An 18,899-nucleotide genomic window follows, 5' to 3' on the forward strand; every position below is an offset into this window, starting at 1 on the left:
TTCTGGACCGGTGCGCTGTTCCTGGGGCTGGGCGCCCTGACCTTCGCCACCTACGCGGCGGGCCAGCGGGTGCGCCGGGGCGGGCTGGCCGCGCTGATTCTGGTGTTCAATGGGCTGGTGATCGCCGAGTATCTGGGCTTCCGGCCCCTGGCGTCCATCACCGAGGCGCACACCACGCTCAGTACCGTCTATCCGGCGGTCACGGTGAGCTACCGGGGGCAGGTGGCCGGAGTCTGTGTGCTGCTGGCGCTGCTGCCGCTCGGCTGGTTCCGGGACCGGTACTCGGACTGGCGCTTCTGGCTGCTGTTTTTAGTCGGCGTGGTTGGGCTGGGATGCACCACCAACTCCTCGGCGACGCTGGGCTTTGTGGTGTCGATGCTGCTGTTTATGCTGCTGAGTTGGAACAGGCTGGGCCGCAAGAATCTGGTGTGTCTGCTGCTCATTCCGCTCGCTGCACTGGTGGCCATGAACGCCTACCGCCCGCTGATGACGTTCAGCCAGGCCCTGTACGCGGCTGGAGCGGCCCCGGCCCAGGCCAACGCCAAGGACCTGCGCGACACCAAGACCCTCAGTATTCGCCTGCGACTGTGGGAGGCGGGACTGCACCTGTTCGCGGCCAGGCCGCTGCTCGGCTGGGGACCGCAGACCTACAACCACCACTGGTTCGACTACCTGCCGGACGAGAAGGTCAAAGAGACGTTCCGCATGGAGCTGGGTCTGGCGCCCACGCTGGCCCTGACGCGGCAGGGCAACTCGGTGAGCTACACCGGCCCGGACGGCAAACCCGCCCAGATGGCGCTGAATTACGTCGCGCCGCACAACGCCTTTGTCGATCTGCTGTACTCGCAGGGGCTCGCCGGGCTGCTGAGTTTCACGCTGCTCCTGGTGGCGGTGGCGCGGTTGGTGGTCGGGCGCCTGGGCCGCGCGGGCGCTCTGGCGCTGCTGCCAGTCGGCGGCTACCTGATCTACCTGAGCGCCTGGTTCATCACGGTGCCGTCTACCGGCCTGGCGGCCATGCTGCTGGGAATGGTCGTCGCAGAGGCCAGAGGAGCGGAGGCCAGAGGAGCGGGGGCCAGAGGAGCGGGGGCCAGAGGAGCGGGGGCCAGGGCAGCCGGGCAGGCGCTACAGTAGGTCCACTATGTCTCAGACGCTCAGTTTCAAGGACACCATCGTCATCCGGGCGCGGCCCGATATTCTGTTCCGGCTGGCACTCGACCCCAGGCGGCGCACCCGCTGGGACCCCAGTATAAGAGCGGCCACTTATCTGGGTGAGGAAAAGCTGGCCAGCGGCTCCGTCATTAAAATCAAGCTGGACCGCCGACTGCTGGGATTTTCGTACACCGCCAAGTACGGCCAGGTTCAGGCACCCTTCCGGGGCGGCTGGGAGGCGACTGGCCCGTTTGGGCCGCTGGAAAAATACACCCAGGGCTGGGTCTTCAAGAATATTCCCGGCGGCACCGAAGTCACGCTCAGCACCAGCGCCCAGATTCGCTACAAGTTCATCGAGCGTCAGATCGAGGTCCAGCTCCGCAACATGAGCGGGCGCACCCTCATCGAGCTGCAACGCGCCGTCGATCAGCAGGGCGCCCAACTGATGGAAGACACCGCCAAGCAGTACCAGGACAAGCTGCGGGCCGAGCAGAAGGCCACCAAGGGTCAGAAGAAGAGCAAGAAGACCTGAGCTGATTGCCGGTGTGCTGAGGCTTGAGAGGCGGGCAGTGATCGGGCGGCCTTATCAGGAGCCCTCATCGGGAGCCCCGGTACCGTCCCCCGGCACTTTTTGCAGACAGCTCGAAATCGGGTCATTCCTCAGCAGTGGGCGGCGAATGAAGAGAATCTGGGCACCTGTATCTGGCGCCCACCTGAGAGCAGGCGGGTATGATGCCTCTCAGTGCAGGCGAGGGCGGCAGGTAGCGCTCAGGACCAACAGGTATTCAACATACGCTATGGAGCGTCTGGAACGGCGATGAAGGGTTCAGGCATCCGCCGCGAGCCCCCATCAAGGAGAACACATGAATATCGGCATGATCGGGCTGGGCAAGATGGGCGGGAACATGGTGGCGCGGCTGCTGCAAGGCAATCAAAACGTGGTGGCCTTCGATCTCAACGAGGACAACATCGTCCAGGCCGAGGCGCGTGGTGCCCAGGGGGCGCGCACCCTGGACGAGCTGATCGCCAAGCTGCCTGCTCCCCGCGCCGTCTGGGTGATGGTGCCCAGCGGCGCCCCCACCGAGAAGACCGTCATGGACCTGGCCGAGCGGATGCAGGCCGGAGACATCATCATCGACGGCGGCAACAGCAACTACAAAGACAGCCAGCGCCGGGCCGCCACGCTGGAGCCGCGCGGCATTCACTTCGTCGATGTGGGCACCTCCGGCGGGGTCTGGGGCCTCAAGGAAGGCTACGCCATGATGATCGGCGGGCACCAGGGCGCGGTCGAGAGCCTGACGCCGATCTTCGAGGTGCTGGCGCCCGAAAAGGGGCGCGGCTGGGGCCGGATGGGTCCGGCGGGCAGCGGGCACTACGTCAAGATGGTCCACAACGGCATCGAGTACGGCATGATGCAGGCCTACGCCGAGGGCTTCGAGCTGATGCACGCCAAGGAGGAGCTGAACCTCGACATGGCCCAGATCGCCGAGCTGTGGCGCCACGGCAGCGTCATCCGCTCCTGGCTGCTCGACCTGACGGCGGACGCGCTCAGCGGCGACGCCGAATTCAGCGACCTGTCGGATTACGTGGCCGATTCTGGCGAGGGCAGATGGACCGTCATCGACTCGCTGGCCGAGGGCGTGCCCGCCCCTGTGATTACCCTCAGCGTGCAGATGCGGCTTCGCAGCCAGCAGAAGAGTTCGTATGCGGGCAAGATGCTCAGCGCCATGCGCCGGGCCTTCGGCGGCCACGCGGTCAAGAAGGTCGAGCAGGAGGCCCAGGAGAGCGTGGTGCCCGAAGCCCACACCCCCGAAGCCGCCCGGCCCCAGAACATCGCCGCAGCCGGAACCCAGGTCGGCGACGACGCCCGGCGTCAGCTCGGCGAGAGCGGCCAGAAGCCGGTCAACCCCAATCCGGGCGATACCGGGAACGCAGGCGAGCGGTAATGGCGGCCAAGAAAGCCAGCCCCAGAAAAGATGGGGTCAAGAAGGACAGCCCCAGAAAAGACGGCAAGGCGAAGAAGACTGTCGTGACTGAAAAGCCAGCGAAGAAGGCGGCGCCCGTCCAGGCGGCTCCGGCCAAAGCCAGCGCCAGCAAGAGGGCGCTCAGCAAGAAATCGGTCAGCAAGAAGTCGGCGGCGCCTGTGCCTGCTCCAATTAAAGCCGCGCCCGTCAAGGCCATAGCCGTCAAATCCAAGGCCAGCAAGAAAGCCGCCGCCCAGCCGGTCTCCAGCCCTGCCATAGAGAGCGACGTGTTGCCCGGCGCGGCAGGCCACCAGAGCGCGGCGGTGGTGCAGGCGGCCAAGTCCGTTCGTCCGGCGAAGAAGGGGAGCACTCCGGTTGCATCGAAAGTCGCAGTCTCGAAAGCAGCGGGCCGGAAACGCAGCAACGTCGGTACCAGCCTGACGCCACCTGCCGACGTGCCCGCCGCCACCCAGATCACCGCGCCGCAGCTTCAGGCTGACAATCTGATCTCGGCCCTGACCACTCTCGGCGGCGAGGCGAGTGGCGACGGCCCCAACCCTTTCCGGGCCGGAATGCGCCGCAGCCGGGCGCCCGAACCGGCCACGCTGGTCATCTTCGGCGCCACCGGAGACCTGTCTCGCCGCAAGCTGCTGCCCGCCGTGTTCGGGCTGTGGCAAGACGGCCTGCTCGGCAGCGCCTTCAACATCGTGGGCGTGGGCCGCCAGGAGATGAGCGACGAGCAGTTCAAGGACTACGCCATCGAGGCGCTGAGAACCAGCAAGGAGACCGACGCGCCCCAGCCGGGCAGCTTGGAAAAGTTCCGCGAGCTGCTGTACTACGAATTCGGTGACTTCGCCGCCGACGACGTGTACGGGCGCCTGAAAACCCAGCTCGACGAGGCCGAGGACGCCCACGGCGGGCGCAAGAACGCGCTGTTTTACCTGTCGACGCCGCCCAGCCTGTTCGAGCCGATCAGCAACGGCCTGGGCCGCCTGGGCCTGCAAGACGAGTCGGAGGGCTGGCGCCGCATCATCATCGAGAAGCCCTTCGGGCGCGACCTGGCCTCGGCGCGGCACCTGAACGACGCCATCCACGCTGTCTGGAACGAGTCGCAGGTCTACCGCATCGATCACTATCTGGGCAAGGAGACGGTCCAGAACCTGATGGCGATCCGCTTTGGCAACGCCATCTTCGAGCCGCTGTGGAACCGCTCGTTCGTCGACCACATCCAGATCACCAACGCCGAGGACCTGGGGCTGGAGGGCCGGGCTGGCTACTACGAGGAAGCCGGTGTGGTGCGCGACATGCTGCAAAACCATCTGATGCAGGTCGTGGCGATCACGGCCATGGAGCCGCCCGCCGCCTTCGACGCCGATTCGATCCGTGACGAAAAGGTCAAGGCGCTGCGGGCCATCCGCCGCATTCCGCTCGAACGGGTGCCGGAAGTCGCCGTGCGCGGGCAGTACGGCCCCGGCACGCTCGACGGCGAGCACGTCCCCGGCTACCGCGAGGAGCCCAACGTGGGGCCGGGGTCGAGCACCCCGACCTACGTGGCCGTCAAGTACGAGATCGACAACTGGAGATGGCAGGGCGTGCCGTTTTACGTGCGCAGCGGCAAGCGGCTGCCTAAAAAGACCACCGAGATCGCCGTGGTGTTCAAGCGCCCGCCGCTGGGGCTGTTTCCCGGCGGCCTGGAACGCAACGTGCTGGCCTTCCGCATCCAGCCCGACGAAGGTGTGTCGCTGAAGTTTTCGAGCAAGACGCCCGGCCAGGAAAACGTGCTGCGCGAGGTCATCATGGATTTCCGCTACGACGCCTTCGGGGCGCAGCTCGAAAGCCCCTACTCGCGCCTGATTCTGGACGCCATGGTCGGCGACGCCACCCTGTTTCCCCGCGAGGACGAGGTGGACCAGGCCTGGCAGATCGTGTCGGGCATTCTGGAAGCCTGGGATTCGGCCTCGCCACACCATACCCAGCCGGACTTTCCCAACTACCAGGCCGGAACCTGGGGGCCGAAGGAAGCCGAGGAGCTGCTGGGACCGGATCGGCGCTGGCGCAGATTATGACCGGGGCTCAAGGAGTAGTGGGGCAGCATGACCACGGCTGAGCAGACCCTCGCCCCGCTGGGGCCGCTGCCGACCACCGTGCGCGGCGCCCAGCGCACCCTGGACGAACTCTGGTCGCAGACCGACATCGAGACGCGGGCGTATACCGGCAACATCATCGCGCTGGTCAGCCCCCGGCACCAGGACCGGGTACGGGCCGCCCTGTCGGGGCTGGAGGGCCGCTTTGCCGGGCGCCAGATCATCGCCGTGATGGAACCCTCGGCCAGCGGGCGCATGAGTATCGACGCCGAGCTGGTGCCGCAAAAGGGGCTGTACATCGAGCGGCTGACGCTGCTGGCGAGTCCGGGGCAGTTGCGGGGTGCCGTGCTGCCGCTGCTCAGGTCGGCCACCGTCAACCACGTCTGGTGGGCCTCGGACGAGCCGCCTGCCGGGCCGCTGCTGACAGAACTCGCCAACGTGGCCGATCAGGTCATCGCCGACACCCTGAGACTCGACATTCCGCCCACCTTCCAGTACGCCCTGGCCGATCTGGGCTGGTCGCGCTCGGCAGCCTGGCGCGAGGCGCTGGCGCAACTCTTCGACAGCCTGGACGCGGTGGCCGCCCTGCCCCGCGTGACCGAGCTCAAACTCTGGTCCGACGGGCGCAACGACCGCCCGGCCCGGCTATACGCCGCCTGGGTCGCCTCCAAGCTCGGCTGGACGAACCTGGACGCCGTGACCTTCGTGCGCGGCAGCGGCCAGCGCCAGGCGGGCGATCTGTGCGGCGTGGAGCTGAGCGGGCCGGGCGGCGTGAATTTCACACTCAAATCCGACGGCCCGGAACTGGTGCAGACCCGCGTGCGCTTTGACAAGGTAGACCGAGTGACCTCGATGATGGTGCCGAGCATGACCCTGGCCGAGGGCCTGGCCCGCGTGATGGCCCGCCCGGAGCGCGGCGGCACCTTCGAGGACGCCTGGACGCTCGCCCGCGCCAGCCTGGCCGGGGACGCCCAACCGAAGAGTGGAGCGCCGTGAAGGTGCCCGCCCTGAATCTGCATGTGTTCGCCGACGCTCAGGCAGCCGCCTTCGCCGCTGCCCAGGCGGTGGCCGAGGCGGCGCGTCAGGCGGTGCGCTCACGCGGCAGCTTCCATGTGGCGCTGTCGGGCGGCAGCACGCCGAAGCTGATGTACGCCGCCCTGAAAGCGCTGGACCTGCCCTGGGCGCAGACGCACATCTACTTCAGCGACGAGCGCACGGTGGGGCCGGACGATGAGCAGAGCAACTACCACTCCGCGAAAGTCGGCCTGCTCGACTTGGTGCCGGTGCCAGGGGCTCAGATTCACCGCATGGAAGGCGAGCGCGACCCGGCTCAGGCGGCCATCGACTACGCCGCGCTGCTGCCCGAACAGCTCGATCTGGTGCTGCTGGGCATGGGCGACGACGGCCACACCGCCAGCTTGTTTCCCGGCACGGCGGGCCTGTCGGGCGCCGGGCGCGTGATCGCCAACGAGGTGCCGCAGCACCGGACCTGGCGCCTGACCTTCACCTTTAGCGAGATCAACGCCGCCCGCGAGCGCTTGCTGCTGGTGACCGGCGCGGGCAAGGCTCCGGTGCTGGCGCAGCTTGCGAACGGTACAGGCGACTATCCGGTGGCGCGGGTCCAGAGTCCCGTCTGGTACGTGGACGAGGCGGCGGCGGCGCTGGGGTAAAAGTGAAGGGCGAGGATCATCTCAGCCCCGGAGGGTCGGTGATCTCCGCGTACCTCGTCTTGAGGACGTAGTGCTTGGTCACGCCCAGCATCGAGTAACAGGCTTCGCTGACCCTCCGCCCTCCGGGGTCAACGACCTTGCCGTTCTTGACGTAGTAGAGGACGGTCGGTCTCAGAGCAGTACTCCGAATTACGCCACGGGGAAAACAGCCTCCCCGCGCCTCCATTCTGCGCCTTGCTCAGTTAAAACTACTCGCTCCGCTCGGTCATAAAAAGGGTCTTTTTATGACATCTGCTCTAGATGCTCGGTGTTCGGAGGTTTGATCGCACCGTTCCGGACGACCTGGGCCAGAATCGCCGTCCTGACCAGTTCCGCGTCCACGCCGATCATCTGGTAGCAGGCTGCGTTCACGACTCGTTTCTGCCGGTCTTGCACCCGGTTATGTTGGATGGTGTAGAGGACGGAATCGGTGGCGAGCGCGAAGGGTTGGGCGAGCACAGCAGTCACGAGGAGGACAAAGGTTCGGTTCATTTCGCCTCCTGAAGCTTGACCAGGTGAGGATAGACGGGGTGGCCGTTCACTCTAGCATCGCCGCCCAGCCCGCCTGATCCTCGCCCACGGTCAGCAGCTTGCCGCCTCGCACCAGCGGCAGCTTCAGGGCACCGGGGAAGGCGGCGAGTTTGGCCAGTACACCCTCTTCGGACAGTCGCAGGTACGGCAGGCCCGAATCTTCGTAGGCTCTGGTCGATTTGTCGAGCACGCCGTCCACGCCGAATTTCTGCTGAAAGCGGGCCAGCTCACCCTTGCTGATCGGTTTGCTGGCCAGGTCCATGAAATGCACCTTGACGCGCCGCTCCTTGAAAAAGCGCTCGGCAGCGCGGGTGGCCGCCGACTTCTTGAGGCCGAACATCTGGACGGTGATCTCAGTTTTAGGGGCGGGCATCTGAAAATTCTAACGGCGCCGCAGCCGAAAAATCACCATAAAAAATCCGCCTTGCTCGGCGGTGATGACAACAACATAGCGCAGTATACCGCCGAAGTCAAATTTATGCACTCTGAAGGCGCAGCCGCGTCGGGCAGGGTAGTGTCTCCTCGCCGCACAGCTCGCCCCAGTCGCGCTGCACACTGGCCCAGTCGCGCTGCACACTGGCCCAGTCGCCCCGGCGGGCCACCAGGAATTCCTGCACGCGGGCCATGCTCACGGCCATCAGGTCGCTAAGCCGTCTGGCCTGCGCACAGCGGTAGGAAGTCGTTGCAGAGAGAGGCGAGGCGAGTGGTGGCGGGGAGCAGGGCCACACCGACTGGGTGCCCGAAGAAACCAAGCTGTTTTTCCCCGCGATCTGGGTCGAACAGGTGTTTCGAGCGCTGCAATCGTCAGTGAAGGCCCATTCAGATGTCTGTGGGTGGGCCTTTTTGCGTTGCTGAAGATGGCAACTCACCGGTTTGGACAAAACCGATTCTCCCGGTGCTCAGCTCCCCGGCTCTAGCCGTCCATACCGCGCCTGGAGCAGACCACTCAGGGCCTGCCACTCGCTCTGCTTGCCGGGCGGCAACTGCTTGCCCACCACGCCCAGGTAGGCGCCGAGTTCGCGGGCGGTCAGGGTGGCGGGGGCGTGTCCGAGCTGTCCGGCGGCTTCGGGAATCAGCACCTGGGCCATCGGGCCGATGAGGCGGGTCAGGTTCCAGTGCAGGTCTTCCGAGAACGCCTCGCCCAGCGGTTCGTCACGGGGGGCGGCGCGGCCCAGCGCCAGGCCCAGGGTCTCATGGTGGACGAAGGTGTTCATCATGGCCCCGAAGGCGGCCAGGGCCGCGTCCACGTCGCGCTCCAGAATGGCGCCCACCAGCGCCTCGTGGATGACGTACAGCTCGCCGAAACGGCCCTCGGCGATCAGTTGGTGGCTGACCACCCGCAGCACCTGCGAAATCGGCGCGTGAATGGCGTGCAGTAGCCGCATCATCACCGGGTTGCCCGCCGCCCGCGCAATGGCGAAATGCAGCGCCAGGTCGGCGGCGACAAACAGTTCGGGGTCGCCGCCCGCCTCGCGCATCTGTGCCAGCACCTGCCTCAACTCGGCCTGATCCTCGGCGCTGGCTCTCAGGGCGGCGTGGGCGATGGTGTAATGCTCCAGCACCTGCCGGGCGTCCAGAAAATCGAGCGCCTCCTGCTCGGTGCTCACCGCGCCCAGCCACAGGTTCACGCTGGGCAGCCCCTCGGCGGCGTCCAGAATCAGCGTGCCGCGTCCGGGCCGGGCGTCCACCACCCCGGCAGCCGAGAGAATGCTGATGGCCTCGCGGACCGCCGCGACCCCCGTGCCGTACTGCTGGGCCAGCTCGCGCTGGGTCGGCAGCGTGTCACCGGGCCGCAACTTGCCCTGGTGCAGCAACCCCTGGATGTGCTGGGCGATGTTTTCGCCGAGTGAGAGCTTGTCCTGCGGGTCGAGATTGAACTGGGACGGTGCGGGCGAGGTGGTCACGGCTGCCTTTGCCCCGGCGGGCGCAGGCGGGTCATGGCCAGGCTCAGGCTGATGCGCAGCCGCTCGATGGCCCCGGCCAGTTCGCTCAGCTCGGTGACGCTGCGGGCCGGGCCGACCAGATCGACGCTCTCGCCCTGCTCGCCCAGATCACCCAGGCTCAGGCGGTCAGCCGCGCGGGTCAGTTTCACCAGGGGCCGCACGATGCGCCCGGTGGCCCGCCAGGCCAGGCCCGCCGCCAGCGCTACGGCCAGGGCGCACGCCAGCGCCACCAGCCACTGTTGCCGCGTCAGCAGCGCCTCGATGTCGGCGTTGCTGACGCCCACCCCCAGCTCGAAGATCAGCCTGCCGGGCGGCGCCGCCTCACCGGGAAGGCGCAGGTGGCGCTGTCCGGCCAGGGTCTCGTAGACCCCCGTGCGGACCACCTGATAGCGCAAGTCGCGCTCCGGCAAGCTGGCGGCCACCCCGCCCAGCCGCTCGCGCACGCCGGGGTCGCTGACCTGCCCTGCCGCCGCCCGGTATAGCGACTGCCGCTCGTCGTGAAAGACGAAGCGCTGGCTGCCTGAAGCCTTGCCCGCAGCGTTGCCCGCAGCGTTGCCCGGACCGTTTACCATCGCCGCGTCGTAGGCGGCCCGCAGCGCCCAGTCGGTCTCCGGCGACTTGGAGCGGAAAAACCGGGTGCTGCCCCCGGCGGGCCGCACGTCCACGAAGGCCACGTTCTCGGCGCTCACGGCGGCCTGAAGCTGGCCGACCACCTGCGGCAGTTCACTCACGTCCAGCGTGGTCGCCAGGATGCGGGCCACCGTGCTGGCCAGCCCCTCGTCGATGGCCTGCAGGGCACTGACCCGCTCGGCCCACAGCAGCGCCGTGACCATCAAACCCACGATCAGCACCGGCAGCAGCGTGATGGTCAGCAGCCGGGGCAGCAGTCCGCGTCCTGGGCGCGTCCGGGGAAGGGGCGCCGCTGCCTGGCCTGCGCCCGTCTGGCCTGTACCCGTCTGGCCTGTACCCGCCCGAACTGAGCTTCGCTGCACCGCGCCGTGCCTGAGCTGTGACATGGTCCCATGCTACGTCAGGGCATGCCCCGGTAAATCTTAGACTGAGTACACTCATCGGATGAATGATTCGATTGACTTAATGCGCCTCTACCTCTACACTTCTGGAGACTCACTGTTCGTTCATTACATTGTCTTCAGCGTGCCCTGGGTGGCGCTCTGAACAGCCCTGCCGCGTTCGCCGTGCTGTTTTTTCATGCTTTACAAGGAGTTTGCTATGCGTCGACTGTCTGCTGTTCATACCCTGAATCTGCTCGCCCTGAATCTGCTCGTGGTGGCGGGCGCCCAGAAAATCGCCTCGCCGGTTCCGCTGGGTATCGCCGTGGCCCAGACCAGTAACACCGCCCTGCTGGGCCAGGAACAGGTGATCGGGGCCAAATTCGCCGAGCAGTTCATCAACGGGCGCGGCGGTATCAATGGCACGCCGATCAAGCTGGTGTTTCAGGATACCGGCGGCGACGAGGCCGGGGCCATCAACGCCTTCCAGACGCTGATCAGCAAGGATCAGGTGGTGGGTATCGTGGGGCCGACGCTCTCGCAGCAAGCCTTTTCCGCCGATCCCATCGCCGACCGGGCCAAGGTGCCGGTGCTGGGGCCGAGCAACACCGCCAAGGGCATTCCGCAGATCGGCGAGTTCATCGCCCGTGTGTCGGCGCCGGTGGCCGTGGTGGCGCCCAACGCCGTGCGTCAGGCGCTGAAGATCGATCCCAAGATCAAGAAGGTGGCGGTACTTTACGCCCAGAACGACGCCTTCTCGACCAGTGAGACCGGCACCTTCCAGCAGACGGTCAAGGATCAGGGCCTGACGCTGGCCACCGTGCAGAAATTCCAGACCACCGACAACGATTTCACCACCCAGGTCACGGCAGTGCTCGGCGAGAACGTCGATCTGGTGATTATTTCGGGGCTGGCCAACGACGGCGGCAACCTCACCAAGCAGCTCCGGCAGCTCGGCTACAAGGGCCTGATTATCGGCGGCAACGGCATGAACACCTCCAACATGTTCCCGGTCTGCCAGAAGTTCTGCGACGGCGTGATTATCGCCCAGGCGTACAGCCCGGCCCAGCCCAGCGCGGCCAACCAGGTGTTCGTCAAGGCCTACACCGCCCAGTATAAAAAGCCGCCGCCCCAGTTCGCGGCCCAGGCGTACACCGGCGTCCAGGTCTTCGTGGACGCCCTGCGTGTCATCGACCGCAAGAAGAAGATCACCGAATGGACCCTGCCGGAGCTGCGCATCGAGCTGAACAGGCAGATTCTGCTCGGCAAATACAAAACCCCACTGGGTGATATTTCCTTTGACAAGGACGGCGAAGTCATCCAGAAGGACTTCTACGTCGCCCAGATCAAGATGAAAGACGCCAAGACGGGTTCCTTCGTTTACTTGAAGTAGGGCGTTTATCTGAAGTAGGGAAGTAGGGAGTGGGAAAAGCGCGGAGGGCATTCGTCGTGTTCACGCCTTCGAGTAGCCAATCGACGGCGAAATGATCAAGCCCACTTCCCACCCTCCCACTCCCCACTCCCTGATCTCTCCCCACAAGCCACGCGCCACAAGCCCCGGAGGATTATGGACCTCAGCAGCTTCCTCCAGAACGTGCTCAACGGCCTGGCCATCGGCAGCGTCTACGCCCTGTTCGCGCTGGGGTATACGCTCATCTTCTCGATCCTGGGCATCATCAACTTCGCCCACGGCGCCGTGTTCACGCTCGGCGCGTACTTCACCTACACCCTGATCTCCGGCCAGTTCGAGAACAACGGGCTGCTTAAAGGCGTCAATTTGTTCCCGAACGGCTCGCCGCTGGCCGGGAGCGCCTGGGGATTTGCCCTCTCGGCGCTGGTCGGCTCGGTGCTGGCCGGGCTGGTGGCGGTGGTCATCGAGCGGCTGGCCTTCCGGCCCATGCGGTCACGCGGCGCCGATCCGCTGCTGGCGCTGGTCAGTTCGCTGGGCGTGGCGCTGGTGATCGTCAATCTGATCCAGATTCTGGTCGGCGCCGAGAGCTACTCGTTTCCCGACGGCATCTACGGCGATCTGCCGGGCGCCCTGCTGTTCAAGCTGGGCAAAAAGACCATCATCATCCGCACCGTGCAGGTGATTATTTTCGGCGTCAGCATGGTGCTGCTGCTGATTCTGGGCCTGGTTATCGGGCGCACCCGCACCGGCAAGGCGCTGCGGGCCGTCGCCGAGAACCCCGGCACCGCCTCATTGCTGGGCATCAGCGTGGACCGCTTCATCGTCATCACCTTCTTCCTGGCGGGATTGCTGGGCGGCCTGGCCGGAACGCTGGTGGGCAGTTCGTTTGGCATCGCCGGGCCGTACTTCGGCGTCACCTACGGCCTCAAGGGGCTGGCCGTCATCGTCCTGGGCGGCCTGGGCAGCATTCCCGGCGCCGTGCTGGGCGGCCTGGTCATCGGCCTCGCCGAAGCCTTTGTGCCCGCCGATTACAGCGCCTACAATCAAGCCGTGGCCTTCGCCCTGCTGTTCGTGATTTTGCTGGTGCGCCCACAGGGTTTGTTGGGCAAATTGCAGATTCAGAAGGTGTGAGTTGGGGTTTGAACGGGAATTCTTAGCGCTTCTGGATATTATGTGGGATTCAGCAGATTTTCAGCCGTGCTCGATAGGCAGATGCTGCCCCCTCGCCCCTTGCGGGAGAGTCGTAGACCTGCTTGCAGAGGGGGCCACCGGGCAACGTCCCCGCCCCATGCACGCCATTTTTCTCGCTCCCGTATGACTGAAATGCTTGGTTGCACCCTCTCATGAAAACGACACGGTTTCCTTCCTTATCCCACTCCCCACAACCCACTCCCCCACTTCCTACTCCCCCAAAGGACACGCATGGAGTTTCTTCAACAATACGGCTTTCTGATGGCGACCATGCTCCAGCAGGGGCTGCTGGGCCTGAGCTTGTATGCGCCGCTGATGGCCGGGCAACTCAGCCTAGCCTCGCCCGGTTTCTACGCGCTGGGCGGCTACATCGCGGCGGTGATCCTGACCAATCCGGCCTTCGCGGGCTGGCGCGACGCGCTGGGCTACGGCATCTATCCGCTGACCTGGTTGCTGGGGGCGGTGGTCTGTGGGCTACTGGGCGTCGTCGTGGGCGTTCCGGCGCTGCGGCTGCGCGGCATCTACCTGGCGCTGGCGACCATCGCCTTCGTGGAAATTTTGCGCGTGCTGGCGCTCAACCTCAGCATCACGGGCGGGGCGGTGGGGCTGTTCGGTATTCCGCAGGCCTTCGGCTTCGTGGACCGCTGGCAGTACCTGTGGCAGTTTTTGCCGCTGCTGATCCTGACGTTGCTGTTTTTTCACCAGCTCTCGCGCTCGCGCACGGGCCGGGCCTTCCGCGCCATCCGCGAGGACGAACTGGCCGCCGACGCCATGGGCGTGCCGCCGACCCGCTACAAGGTGCTGGCCTTCGTCATCGGCGCCGTGCTGGCCGGAATTGTCGGCTCGATGAGTGCGCCGTTTCTGAACACCTGGAACGCCAAACAGGGCACCTTCGACGCCTCGATTGCCTACCTGGCCTTCGTGCTGATCGGCGGTAGCCGCAGCATGTGGGGGCCGCTGCTGGGCGGGGCGCTGCTCACGGCGCTGCCGGAAGTGCTGCGCGGCCTGGCCGACTGGCGGCTGGTCATCAACGGCCTGGTGCTGGTGGTGGCCAGCCTGTATCTGCCCCAGGGCATCGTGGGCAGCCTGGGCCGCAAACCCAAGCCGCCGATTCGCCCCAGTGCGCCGCCGCGTGACGAGGGGCCGGTGGGGCCGCCGTATACCCCGGAGACGTTGTGAACAGGGAGACGTTGTGAACAGTGGCGTGACTTTGAGCAAGGGCGACGCTGGGAGCGCCGAGGTGCTGCTCGACGCCCAGCACCTGACCCGGCGCTTCGGGGGGCTGGTCGCTGTCAACGACGTGTCGTTTCAGGTCCGGCGCGGCGAGGTCTTCGGACTGATCGGCCCCAACGGCGCGGGCAAGACCACCTTATTCAACCTGATGACCGGCCTGACGCCGCCGTCGAGCGGCACGCTGCGCTTCGGCAACACGACCCTGACCGGCCTGGCGCCGCATCAGGTGGCCGCCGAGGGGGTGAGCCGGACCTTCCAGAACATCCGGCTGTTCGGGCCGCTCTCGGCGCTGGAAAACATCAAGATCGCGCAGCACTGCCGCACCCAGGCGGGCCTGTGGACCGGCATCTTTGGCCGAGCCCGCGCCGAGGAACGCCGGGTCGAGCAGCGGGCCTGGGAGCTGCTCGATCTGGTGGGCCTGGCCGACCGTGCCGGGGAGCAGGCCAGAAACTTCAGCTACGGCGATCAGCGAAGGCTCGAAATCGCCCGCGCCCTGGCCACCGGCCCCCGCGTGCTGCTGCTCGACGAACCCGCCGCCGGAATGAACACCTCCGAGAAGGGCGCCCTGACCAGCTTTATCCGCGAGGTCCGCGACCGCTTCGACCTGACCGTGCTGGTCATCGAGCACCACGTCCCGCTGGTGATGAACCTGTGCGACCGGGTGGCGGTGCTCAACTTCGGCCAACTGATCGCCGTGGGCGACCCTGAGCGCGTGCAGAAAGACCCGAAAGTGATCGAGGCGTATCTGGGGTCGTAGGGAGGTGGGCAGTGGGAAAAGCATGAGGACATTCACTTCGCTCACTGGACCTCCTAATGCAATGAAGGCCGGACCCGGTTCTCCGCATCCCTATCTGTTCCCACTCCCCACCTGCCCACTTCCCACCTGCCCACTTCCCCATCCCGCCCTCCGAAGGAGCCCCCCATGCCGCTACTCGAACTCAACAATCTCAGTGTCAACTACGGCGCGGTGCAGGCGGTGCGGGACATCTCGCTGACCGTCGAGGCGGGCGAGATCGTGACGCTGATCGGGGCCAACGGGGCGGGCAAGACCACCACGTTGCGGGCCATCTCAAGGATGATGAAGCCCCGCAGCGGCACGCTCAGCTTCGACGGCCACGATTTGCTGGCCGTCTCTGCCGACGTGGTGGTGCGCTACGGCGTGGCCCACAGCCCGGAGGGGCGTCAGGTGCTGGCCCGTCAGAGCGTGGCCGACAACCTGGAACTCGGCGCCTTTATCCGGCGCGACTCGGCACAGATTCAGGCCGACATCCGGCGGATGTACGAGCGTTTTCCGCGACTGGGCGAGCGCCGGGGCCAACTGGCAGGCACCTTATCGGGCGGCGAACAGCAGATGCTGGCCATCGCCCGCGCCCTGATGAGCCGCCCCAAGTTGCTGCTCCTCGACGAACCGAGCCTGGGCCTGGCGCCGATCATCGTGCTGGAGATCTTCGGCATCATCAAGGAACTGAACGCCCAGGGCGTCACCATTTTGCTGGTCGAGCAAAACGCCCGCCTGGCGATGCAGAGCAGCCACCGCACCTACGTCATGGAGGCCGGGCAAATCACCTTCAGCGGCCCGTCTGCCGAGCTGGCGAATGACGAGCGGGTGCTGCACGCGTATCTGGGGGGATAGCAGTGGGCAGGTGGGAAGTGGGAAGTGGGGCTCGATCTTTGCCCACTTCCCACTTCCCGGTAGACGAAGGACCGGGAGCGCAGTCAGCCTTCCGGTCCTTCGTTCTTAACCTCTCCTGGCCTGTGCGCCTCCGCTCAGCGGGTGCCGAATTCCTGGGTGGCGTAGGTGCGGTAGGTCGTGCCCGCCTTGAGCACATAGCCGATGCCCAGTTCCCTGAACTTGGGGTCCATCAGGGTTTTGCAGTGCGAGGGGCTTTCCATCCAGCGCTGCACGAAGCCGCTCACGTCGTCGCCCGCCACGATGTTCTCACCCAGGGTGGTCCAGCCGGTGTAGCCAGCGGCGTTGTCGCGGGTAGCCAGGGTGCCGCCGTCGGGGGCCACGTGGTCGAAGTAGTTCTGGTTGGCCATGTCCGCCGTGTGGGCGCGGGCTGAACGGGCCAGGTAGCCGTTCCAGGTGAGCGGGGTGGTGGCCTTGAATACCGCGCCGTCGCACTTCTGGTTCTGGGTGCGCATCGCGTTGGTCGCGTCGAGCATCATGCGCTCTTCGGCGCTCAGGTCCTGGGGTCCGGCGTCCTTGCTGCTGGTCGCGCTGAGCAGGCTGCTGGTGGGCACTCCGGCGCCGCCACACGAACTCAGGGCGAGGGCGAGGAACAAGGCGGCAGGCAGCAGGATCAGGGTACGCGTCATGGGGTTCTCCAGGGGTGAGGTGCTTGTTGGGGAGGGGCGTGCGAACTTCTTGAAGGCACAGTAGAATTGAAGGCACAGTAGAATTCGCCCCCTTGCGGCCTCCTCACCCTCAGCGGCCTTGACGTCGCCTGACAGGGCCTATTCCTGACAAAACTATGCTCGGCGCGTGCCAGACGATGTTTTTCTGATTCTCCGGATGAACCTCAGCCCGCCTGAGCCACCGAACATGAAGACCGCACCCCCAAGCTGGTGAGTTGAGGCGCCGAAACCGCCCCGCCAGCCAACCCTTCTCATCCGGGCGCTGGTGACAGGTCGCTGACTACCAAGCTCAGGCACGCGCTGGGCGCAGCCCGGAGGCTGTAAGAACGCCTGTCCGGCTCCGGGCGGCTCAGGCGGTGCCGGGCCTCGGTAGGTGGCGACGAGGCGGCGATGTGAAAAACCGCATACGGCAGGGGGCGGGCATGGCCTCTCATACCAAAGCGGCGTATGGTGAGGCTCTTGTGAATCTGATTTTTTCCTGGGCGGCCCTGCGTGCCCTGACCACCACCCCCGGCAGCGGCGGCGTCCTCCGCGTCCAGCCGGAAGATTTCGTGGTCGAGGAGCGCCCCACCTACCTGCCGGGCGGTTCGGGCGACCACCTCTACCTGCACATCGAAAAGCGCGGCCACACCACCGCCCACCTGGCCCGCGAACTGAGCGCTCAACTGGGTGTCAAGGCCCGCGACCTGGGTATTGCGGGCCTCAAGGACCGCCACGCCGTCACCCGCCAGTGGATCAGCCTGCCCGCCAAGTTCGAGGCGCGGCTGGGCGAGTTCAGCCTGGACGGCGTACAGATTCTGCGTACCGAGCGCCACACCAACAAGCTGGGGCTGGGGCACCTGCGCGGCAACCGCTTTACGGTGCGGGTGCGCGGCGCTCCCGGCACGGCGGATCAGGCGGCTGAAACCCTGGCGCTGCTGGGCGCTCAGGGCCTGCCCAACTACTTCGGGCCGCAACGCTTCGGGCTGGGCGGCCTCAACGCCGAGGAGGGCCTGCGGGTGCTGCGCGGTCAGTCCGAGCTGCGCGACCCCCAGGTGCGCAGATTCCTGAGCAGCAGCGTGCAGAGTGCGCTGTTTAACCGCTTCGTCAGCCTGCGGCTGGAGCGGGGCGTGTTTGACCGGCTGCTGGTCGGCGACATGGCCAAGAAGCACGATACCGGCGGGGTCTTCCTGGTCGAAGACGCGCCCGCCGAGTCGCTGCGGTCCGGGCGCAATGAGGTCAGCGCCACCGGCACGCTGTTCGGGCGCAAAACCAAACCGTTGACCTCGGAGGCGGGCGCCCTGGAGGCCCAGGTGCTCGCCGAATTCGGCCTGACCCCGGAGGTCTTCGCCTCGCGCAAGGGAGACCGCCGCCTGACCCGCATCTTCATGGAAGACGCCACGCTGGAGTCGCAGGGCGACGGCTACACCGTCTCGTTCGCCCTGCCCAAAGGCAGTTTCGCCACCTCGGTGCTGCGTGAGCTGATGAAAAACGATGTGGACGCGCCCGGCGGCGCTGCCGAAACTGATGCTAACCCTGTCGACGCCCCTGAGCCGGATGAGGGCGGGCCATTTGAAGAAGGTGAGGAGCAGTGAAGCGCCCGTGGCCCCCGCTGCTGGCCGCTGGTCTGCTCGTCACTGGCCTGCTGGCCACTGGTCTGCTGTGCCCCGCCGCCGCCGCGCCCAGTCTCGGACCCGGTGTCGGGACGACCATCCTGCGCCCCACCTTCGGCGGCGTGTTGCTCGAAGCCCACCTGATGCCGCGTGGCAGCGCCAGCCTCACCGGCGTCTGGTCGGGCAGCGGCCACGCCCGGCTGATGCGCTGCGACCCGCGCTGTCAGGTGGTGAGCGCCATTCCGCTCGGCAGCCCGCTGACCGTCTCGCAGAGCAGCACCTACCGGGTGGTCCTGGGCGGCACCTTCAGGCCCGGCCAGCGCGTCAAGGTGCTGCTGCGCTTCGACGCCTCCACACTGATTACCGTGGACGCGGTGGTGGCAGCGCCGTAACCGGGCAGGCGAGTGCGCGGGAGGCGGGAACGGCGGTGGGTCTGGTCGGCTGGACCTTGAGACCGCCAGCCAGTGATCGACTGACGCGAAAGCTCGACGACACCGGCTCACAGGTGACCTGGCTCCCTCTCCCGCTGTTCGCACTGCCTGCCCACCGCGCACCGCACCCCCCAAACAAGCCGCGCCAATCGCCCTAGAGCAGATTTCACAAAAAGGCCATAGGATAGGCAGCCCCGAACCAGCCGAGGACATCCTGAACTGTTACGGCATCAAGGGCCTTCCCAATAGCACTCCAGAGCGATGGCAGGTCGCGCCACCGCCCAGCCCTGACC

The 18,899-nt window shown here is 66.3% G+C and carries 19 protein-coding genes; 13 read left to right on the plus strand and 6 right to left on the minus strand.

The features are described 5' to 3' along the window. The 6 genes from Q0R23_RS15385 to pgl form a co-directional block, all read left to right on the plus strand. The coding region (locus Q0R23_RS15385) for an O-antigen ligase family protein (protein WP_293914376.1) at positions 1 to 1,131 on the plus strand (1,131 nt) is incomplete at its 5' end. Between the two features lie 7 nt (positions 1,132 to 1,138). Next, positions 1,139 to 1,681: an SRPBCC family protein gene (locus tag Q0R23_RS15390; protein ID WP_293914378.1), complete on the plus strand. Its 543-nt coding sequence runs from the start codon at positions 1,139 to 1,141 to the stop codon at positions 1,679 to 1,681. Positions 1,682 to 2,012: 331 nt separating this feature from the next. Continuing rightward, positions 2,013 to 3,095 carry a phosphogluconate dehydrogenase (NAD(+)-dependent, decarboxylating) gene (gnd, locus tag Q0R23_RS15395; protein ID WP_293914379.1) on the plus strand — a complete coding sequence of 361 codons (1,083 nt, stop codon included), beginning with the start codon at positions 2,013 to 2,015 and terminating at the stop codon, positions 3,093 to 3,095. A gap of 521 nt (positions 3,096 to 3,616) precedes the next feature. Beyond that, complete coding sequence (zwf, locus tag Q0R23_RS15400; protein WP_293914401.1) at positions 3,617 to 5,179, plus strand: glucose-6-phosphate dehydrogenase; 1,563 nt, start codon at positions 3,617 to 3,619, stop codon at positions 5,177 to 5,179. Positions 5,180 to 5,206: 27 nt separating this feature from the next. After that, positions 5,207 to 6,193: a glucose-6-phosphate dehydrogenase assembly protein OpcA gene (locus tag Q0R23_RS15405; protein WP_293914381.1), complete on the plus strand. Its 987-nt coding sequence runs from the start codon at positions 5,207 to 5,209 to the stop codon at positions 6,191 to 6,193. Further along, entirely contained in the window at positions 6,190 to 6,867 is a 678-nt protein-coding gene (gene pgl, locus Q0R23_RS15410; RefSeq protein ID WP_293914383.1) for a 6-phosphogluconolactonase, read from the plus strand. The genes Q0R23_RS15405 and pgl overlap by 4 nt, the downstream gene beginning before the upstream one ends. Positions 6,868 to 7,149: 282 nt before the next feature. Here pgl and Q0R23_RS15415 read toward each other — a convergent pair whose 3' ends face one another. From Q0R23_RS15415 to Q0R23_RS15435, 5 genes are all read right to left on the minus strand, one after another. After that, positions 7,150 to 7,398: a hypothetical protein gene (locus Q0R23_RS15415; protein ID WP_293914385.1), complete on the minus strand. Its 249-nt coding sequence runs from the start codon at positions 7,396 to 7,398 to the stop codon at positions 7,150 to 7,152. A 46-nt stretch (positions 7,399 to 7,444) separates the two neighbouring features. Further along, entirely contained in the window at positions 7,445 to 7,810 is a 366-nt protein-coding gene (locus tag Q0R23_RS15420; RefSeq protein WP_293914386.1) for an ArsC/Spx/MgsR family protein, read from the minus strand. Between the two features lie 103 nt (positions 7,811 to 7,913). Continuing rightward, a complete protein-coding gene (locus Q0R23_RS15425) occupies positions 7,914 to 8,075 on the minus strand; it encodes a hypothetical protein (RefSeq protein ID WP_293914387.1) in 162 nt (53 codons plus the stop codon). A gap of 261 nt (positions 8,076 to 8,336) precedes the next feature. Continuing rightward, positions 8,337 to 9,341 (minus strand): FadR/GntR family transcriptional regulator, encoded by a 1,005-nt coding sequence (locus Q0R23_RS15430; protein ID WP_293914388.1) that lies wholly within the window; start codon positions 9,339 to 9,341, stop codon positions 8,337 to 8,339. Next, positions 9,338 to 10,396 carry a HAMP domain-containing protein gene (locus Q0R23_RS15435; RefSeq protein ID WP_293914389.1) on the minus strand — a complete coding sequence of 353 codons (1,059 nt, stop codon included), beginning with the start codon at positions 10,394 to 10,396 and terminating at the stop codon, positions 9,338 to 9,340. The genes Q0R23_RS15430 and Q0R23_RS15435 overlap by 4 nt, the downstream gene beginning before the upstream one ends. A 214-nt stretch (positions 10,397 to 10,610) precedes the next feature. Here Q0R23_RS15435 and Q0R23_RS15440 point away from each other — a divergent pair, with 214 nt between their 5' ends. From Q0R23_RS15440 to Q0R23_RS15460, 5 genes are all read left to right on the plus strand, one after another. Beyond that, on the plus strand, positions 10,611 to 11,783 hold the full coding sequence (locus Q0R23_RS15440; protein WP_293914390.1) for an ABC transporter substrate-binding protein: 1,173 nt from the start codon (positions 10,611 to 10,613) through the stop codon (positions 11,781 to 11,783). 174 nt (positions 11,784 to 11,957) lie between these two features. Beyond that, entirely contained in the window at positions 11,958 to 12,932 is a 975-nt protein-coding gene (locus Q0R23_RS15445; protein WP_293914392.1) for a branched-chain amino acid ABC transporter permease, read from the plus strand. Positions 12,933 to 13,223: 291 nt separating this feature from the next. Beyond that, the gene (locus Q0R23_RS15450) at positions 13,224 to 14,171 is read left to right on the plus strand and encodes a branched-chain amino acid ABC transporter permease (protein ID WP_293914393.1); all 948 of its coding nucleotides are present in this window, start codon (positions 13,224 to 13,226) and stop codon (positions 14,169 to 14,171) included. A 13-nt stretch (positions 14,172 to 14,184) separates the two neighbouring features. Then, a complete protein-coding gene (locus tag Q0R23_RS15455; RefSeq protein WP_293914395.1) occupies positions 14,185 to 14,982 on the plus strand; it encodes an ABC transporter ATP-binding protein in 798 nt (265 codons plus the stop codon). 165 nt (positions 14,983 to 15,147) lie between these two features. Then, positions 15,148 to 15,858, plus strand: coding sequence for an ABC transporter ATP-binding protein (locus Q0R23_RS15460; RefSeq protein WP_293914396.1), 711 nt, complete (start codon positions 15,148 to 15,150; stop codon positions 15,856 to 15,858). Between the two features lie 134 nt (positions 15,859 to 15,992). On the opposite strand, the gene Q0R23_RS15465 is transcribed toward Q0R23_RS15460, so the two are convergent. Continuing rightward, positions 15,993 to 16,544, minus strand: a complete 552-nt coding sequence (locus Q0R23_RS15465; protein ID WP_293914398.1) for a CAP domain-containing protein — start codon at positions 16,542 to 16,544, stop codon at positions 15,993 to 15,995. A gap of 500 nt (positions 16,545 to 17,044) precedes the next feature. Here Q0R23_RS15465 and Q0R23_RS15470 point away from each other — a divergent pair, with 500 nt between their 5' ends. Next, positions 17,045 to 18,157 (plus strand): tRNA pseudouridine(13) synthase TruD, encoded by a 1,113-nt coding sequence (locus tag Q0R23_RS15470; protein WP_293914399.1) that lies wholly within the window; start codon positions 17,045 to 17,047, stop codon positions 18,155 to 18,157. Continuing rightward, positions 18,154 to 18,567, plus strand: coding sequence for a hypothetical protein (locus Q0R23_RS15475; RefSeq protein ID WP_293914400.1), 414 nt, complete (start codon positions 18,154 to 18,156; stop codon positions 18,565 to 18,567). Before Q0R23_RS15470 ends, Q0R23_RS15475 begins: the two co-directional genes overlap by 4 nt. Positions 18,568 to 18,899 lie beyond the last annotated feature (332 nt).

The organism is Deinococcus sp. (genome assembly GCF_025362455.1).
In the GTDB taxonomy this organism is placed as follows: Bacteria; Deinococcota; Deinococci; order Deinococcales; family Deinococcaceae; genus Deinococcus.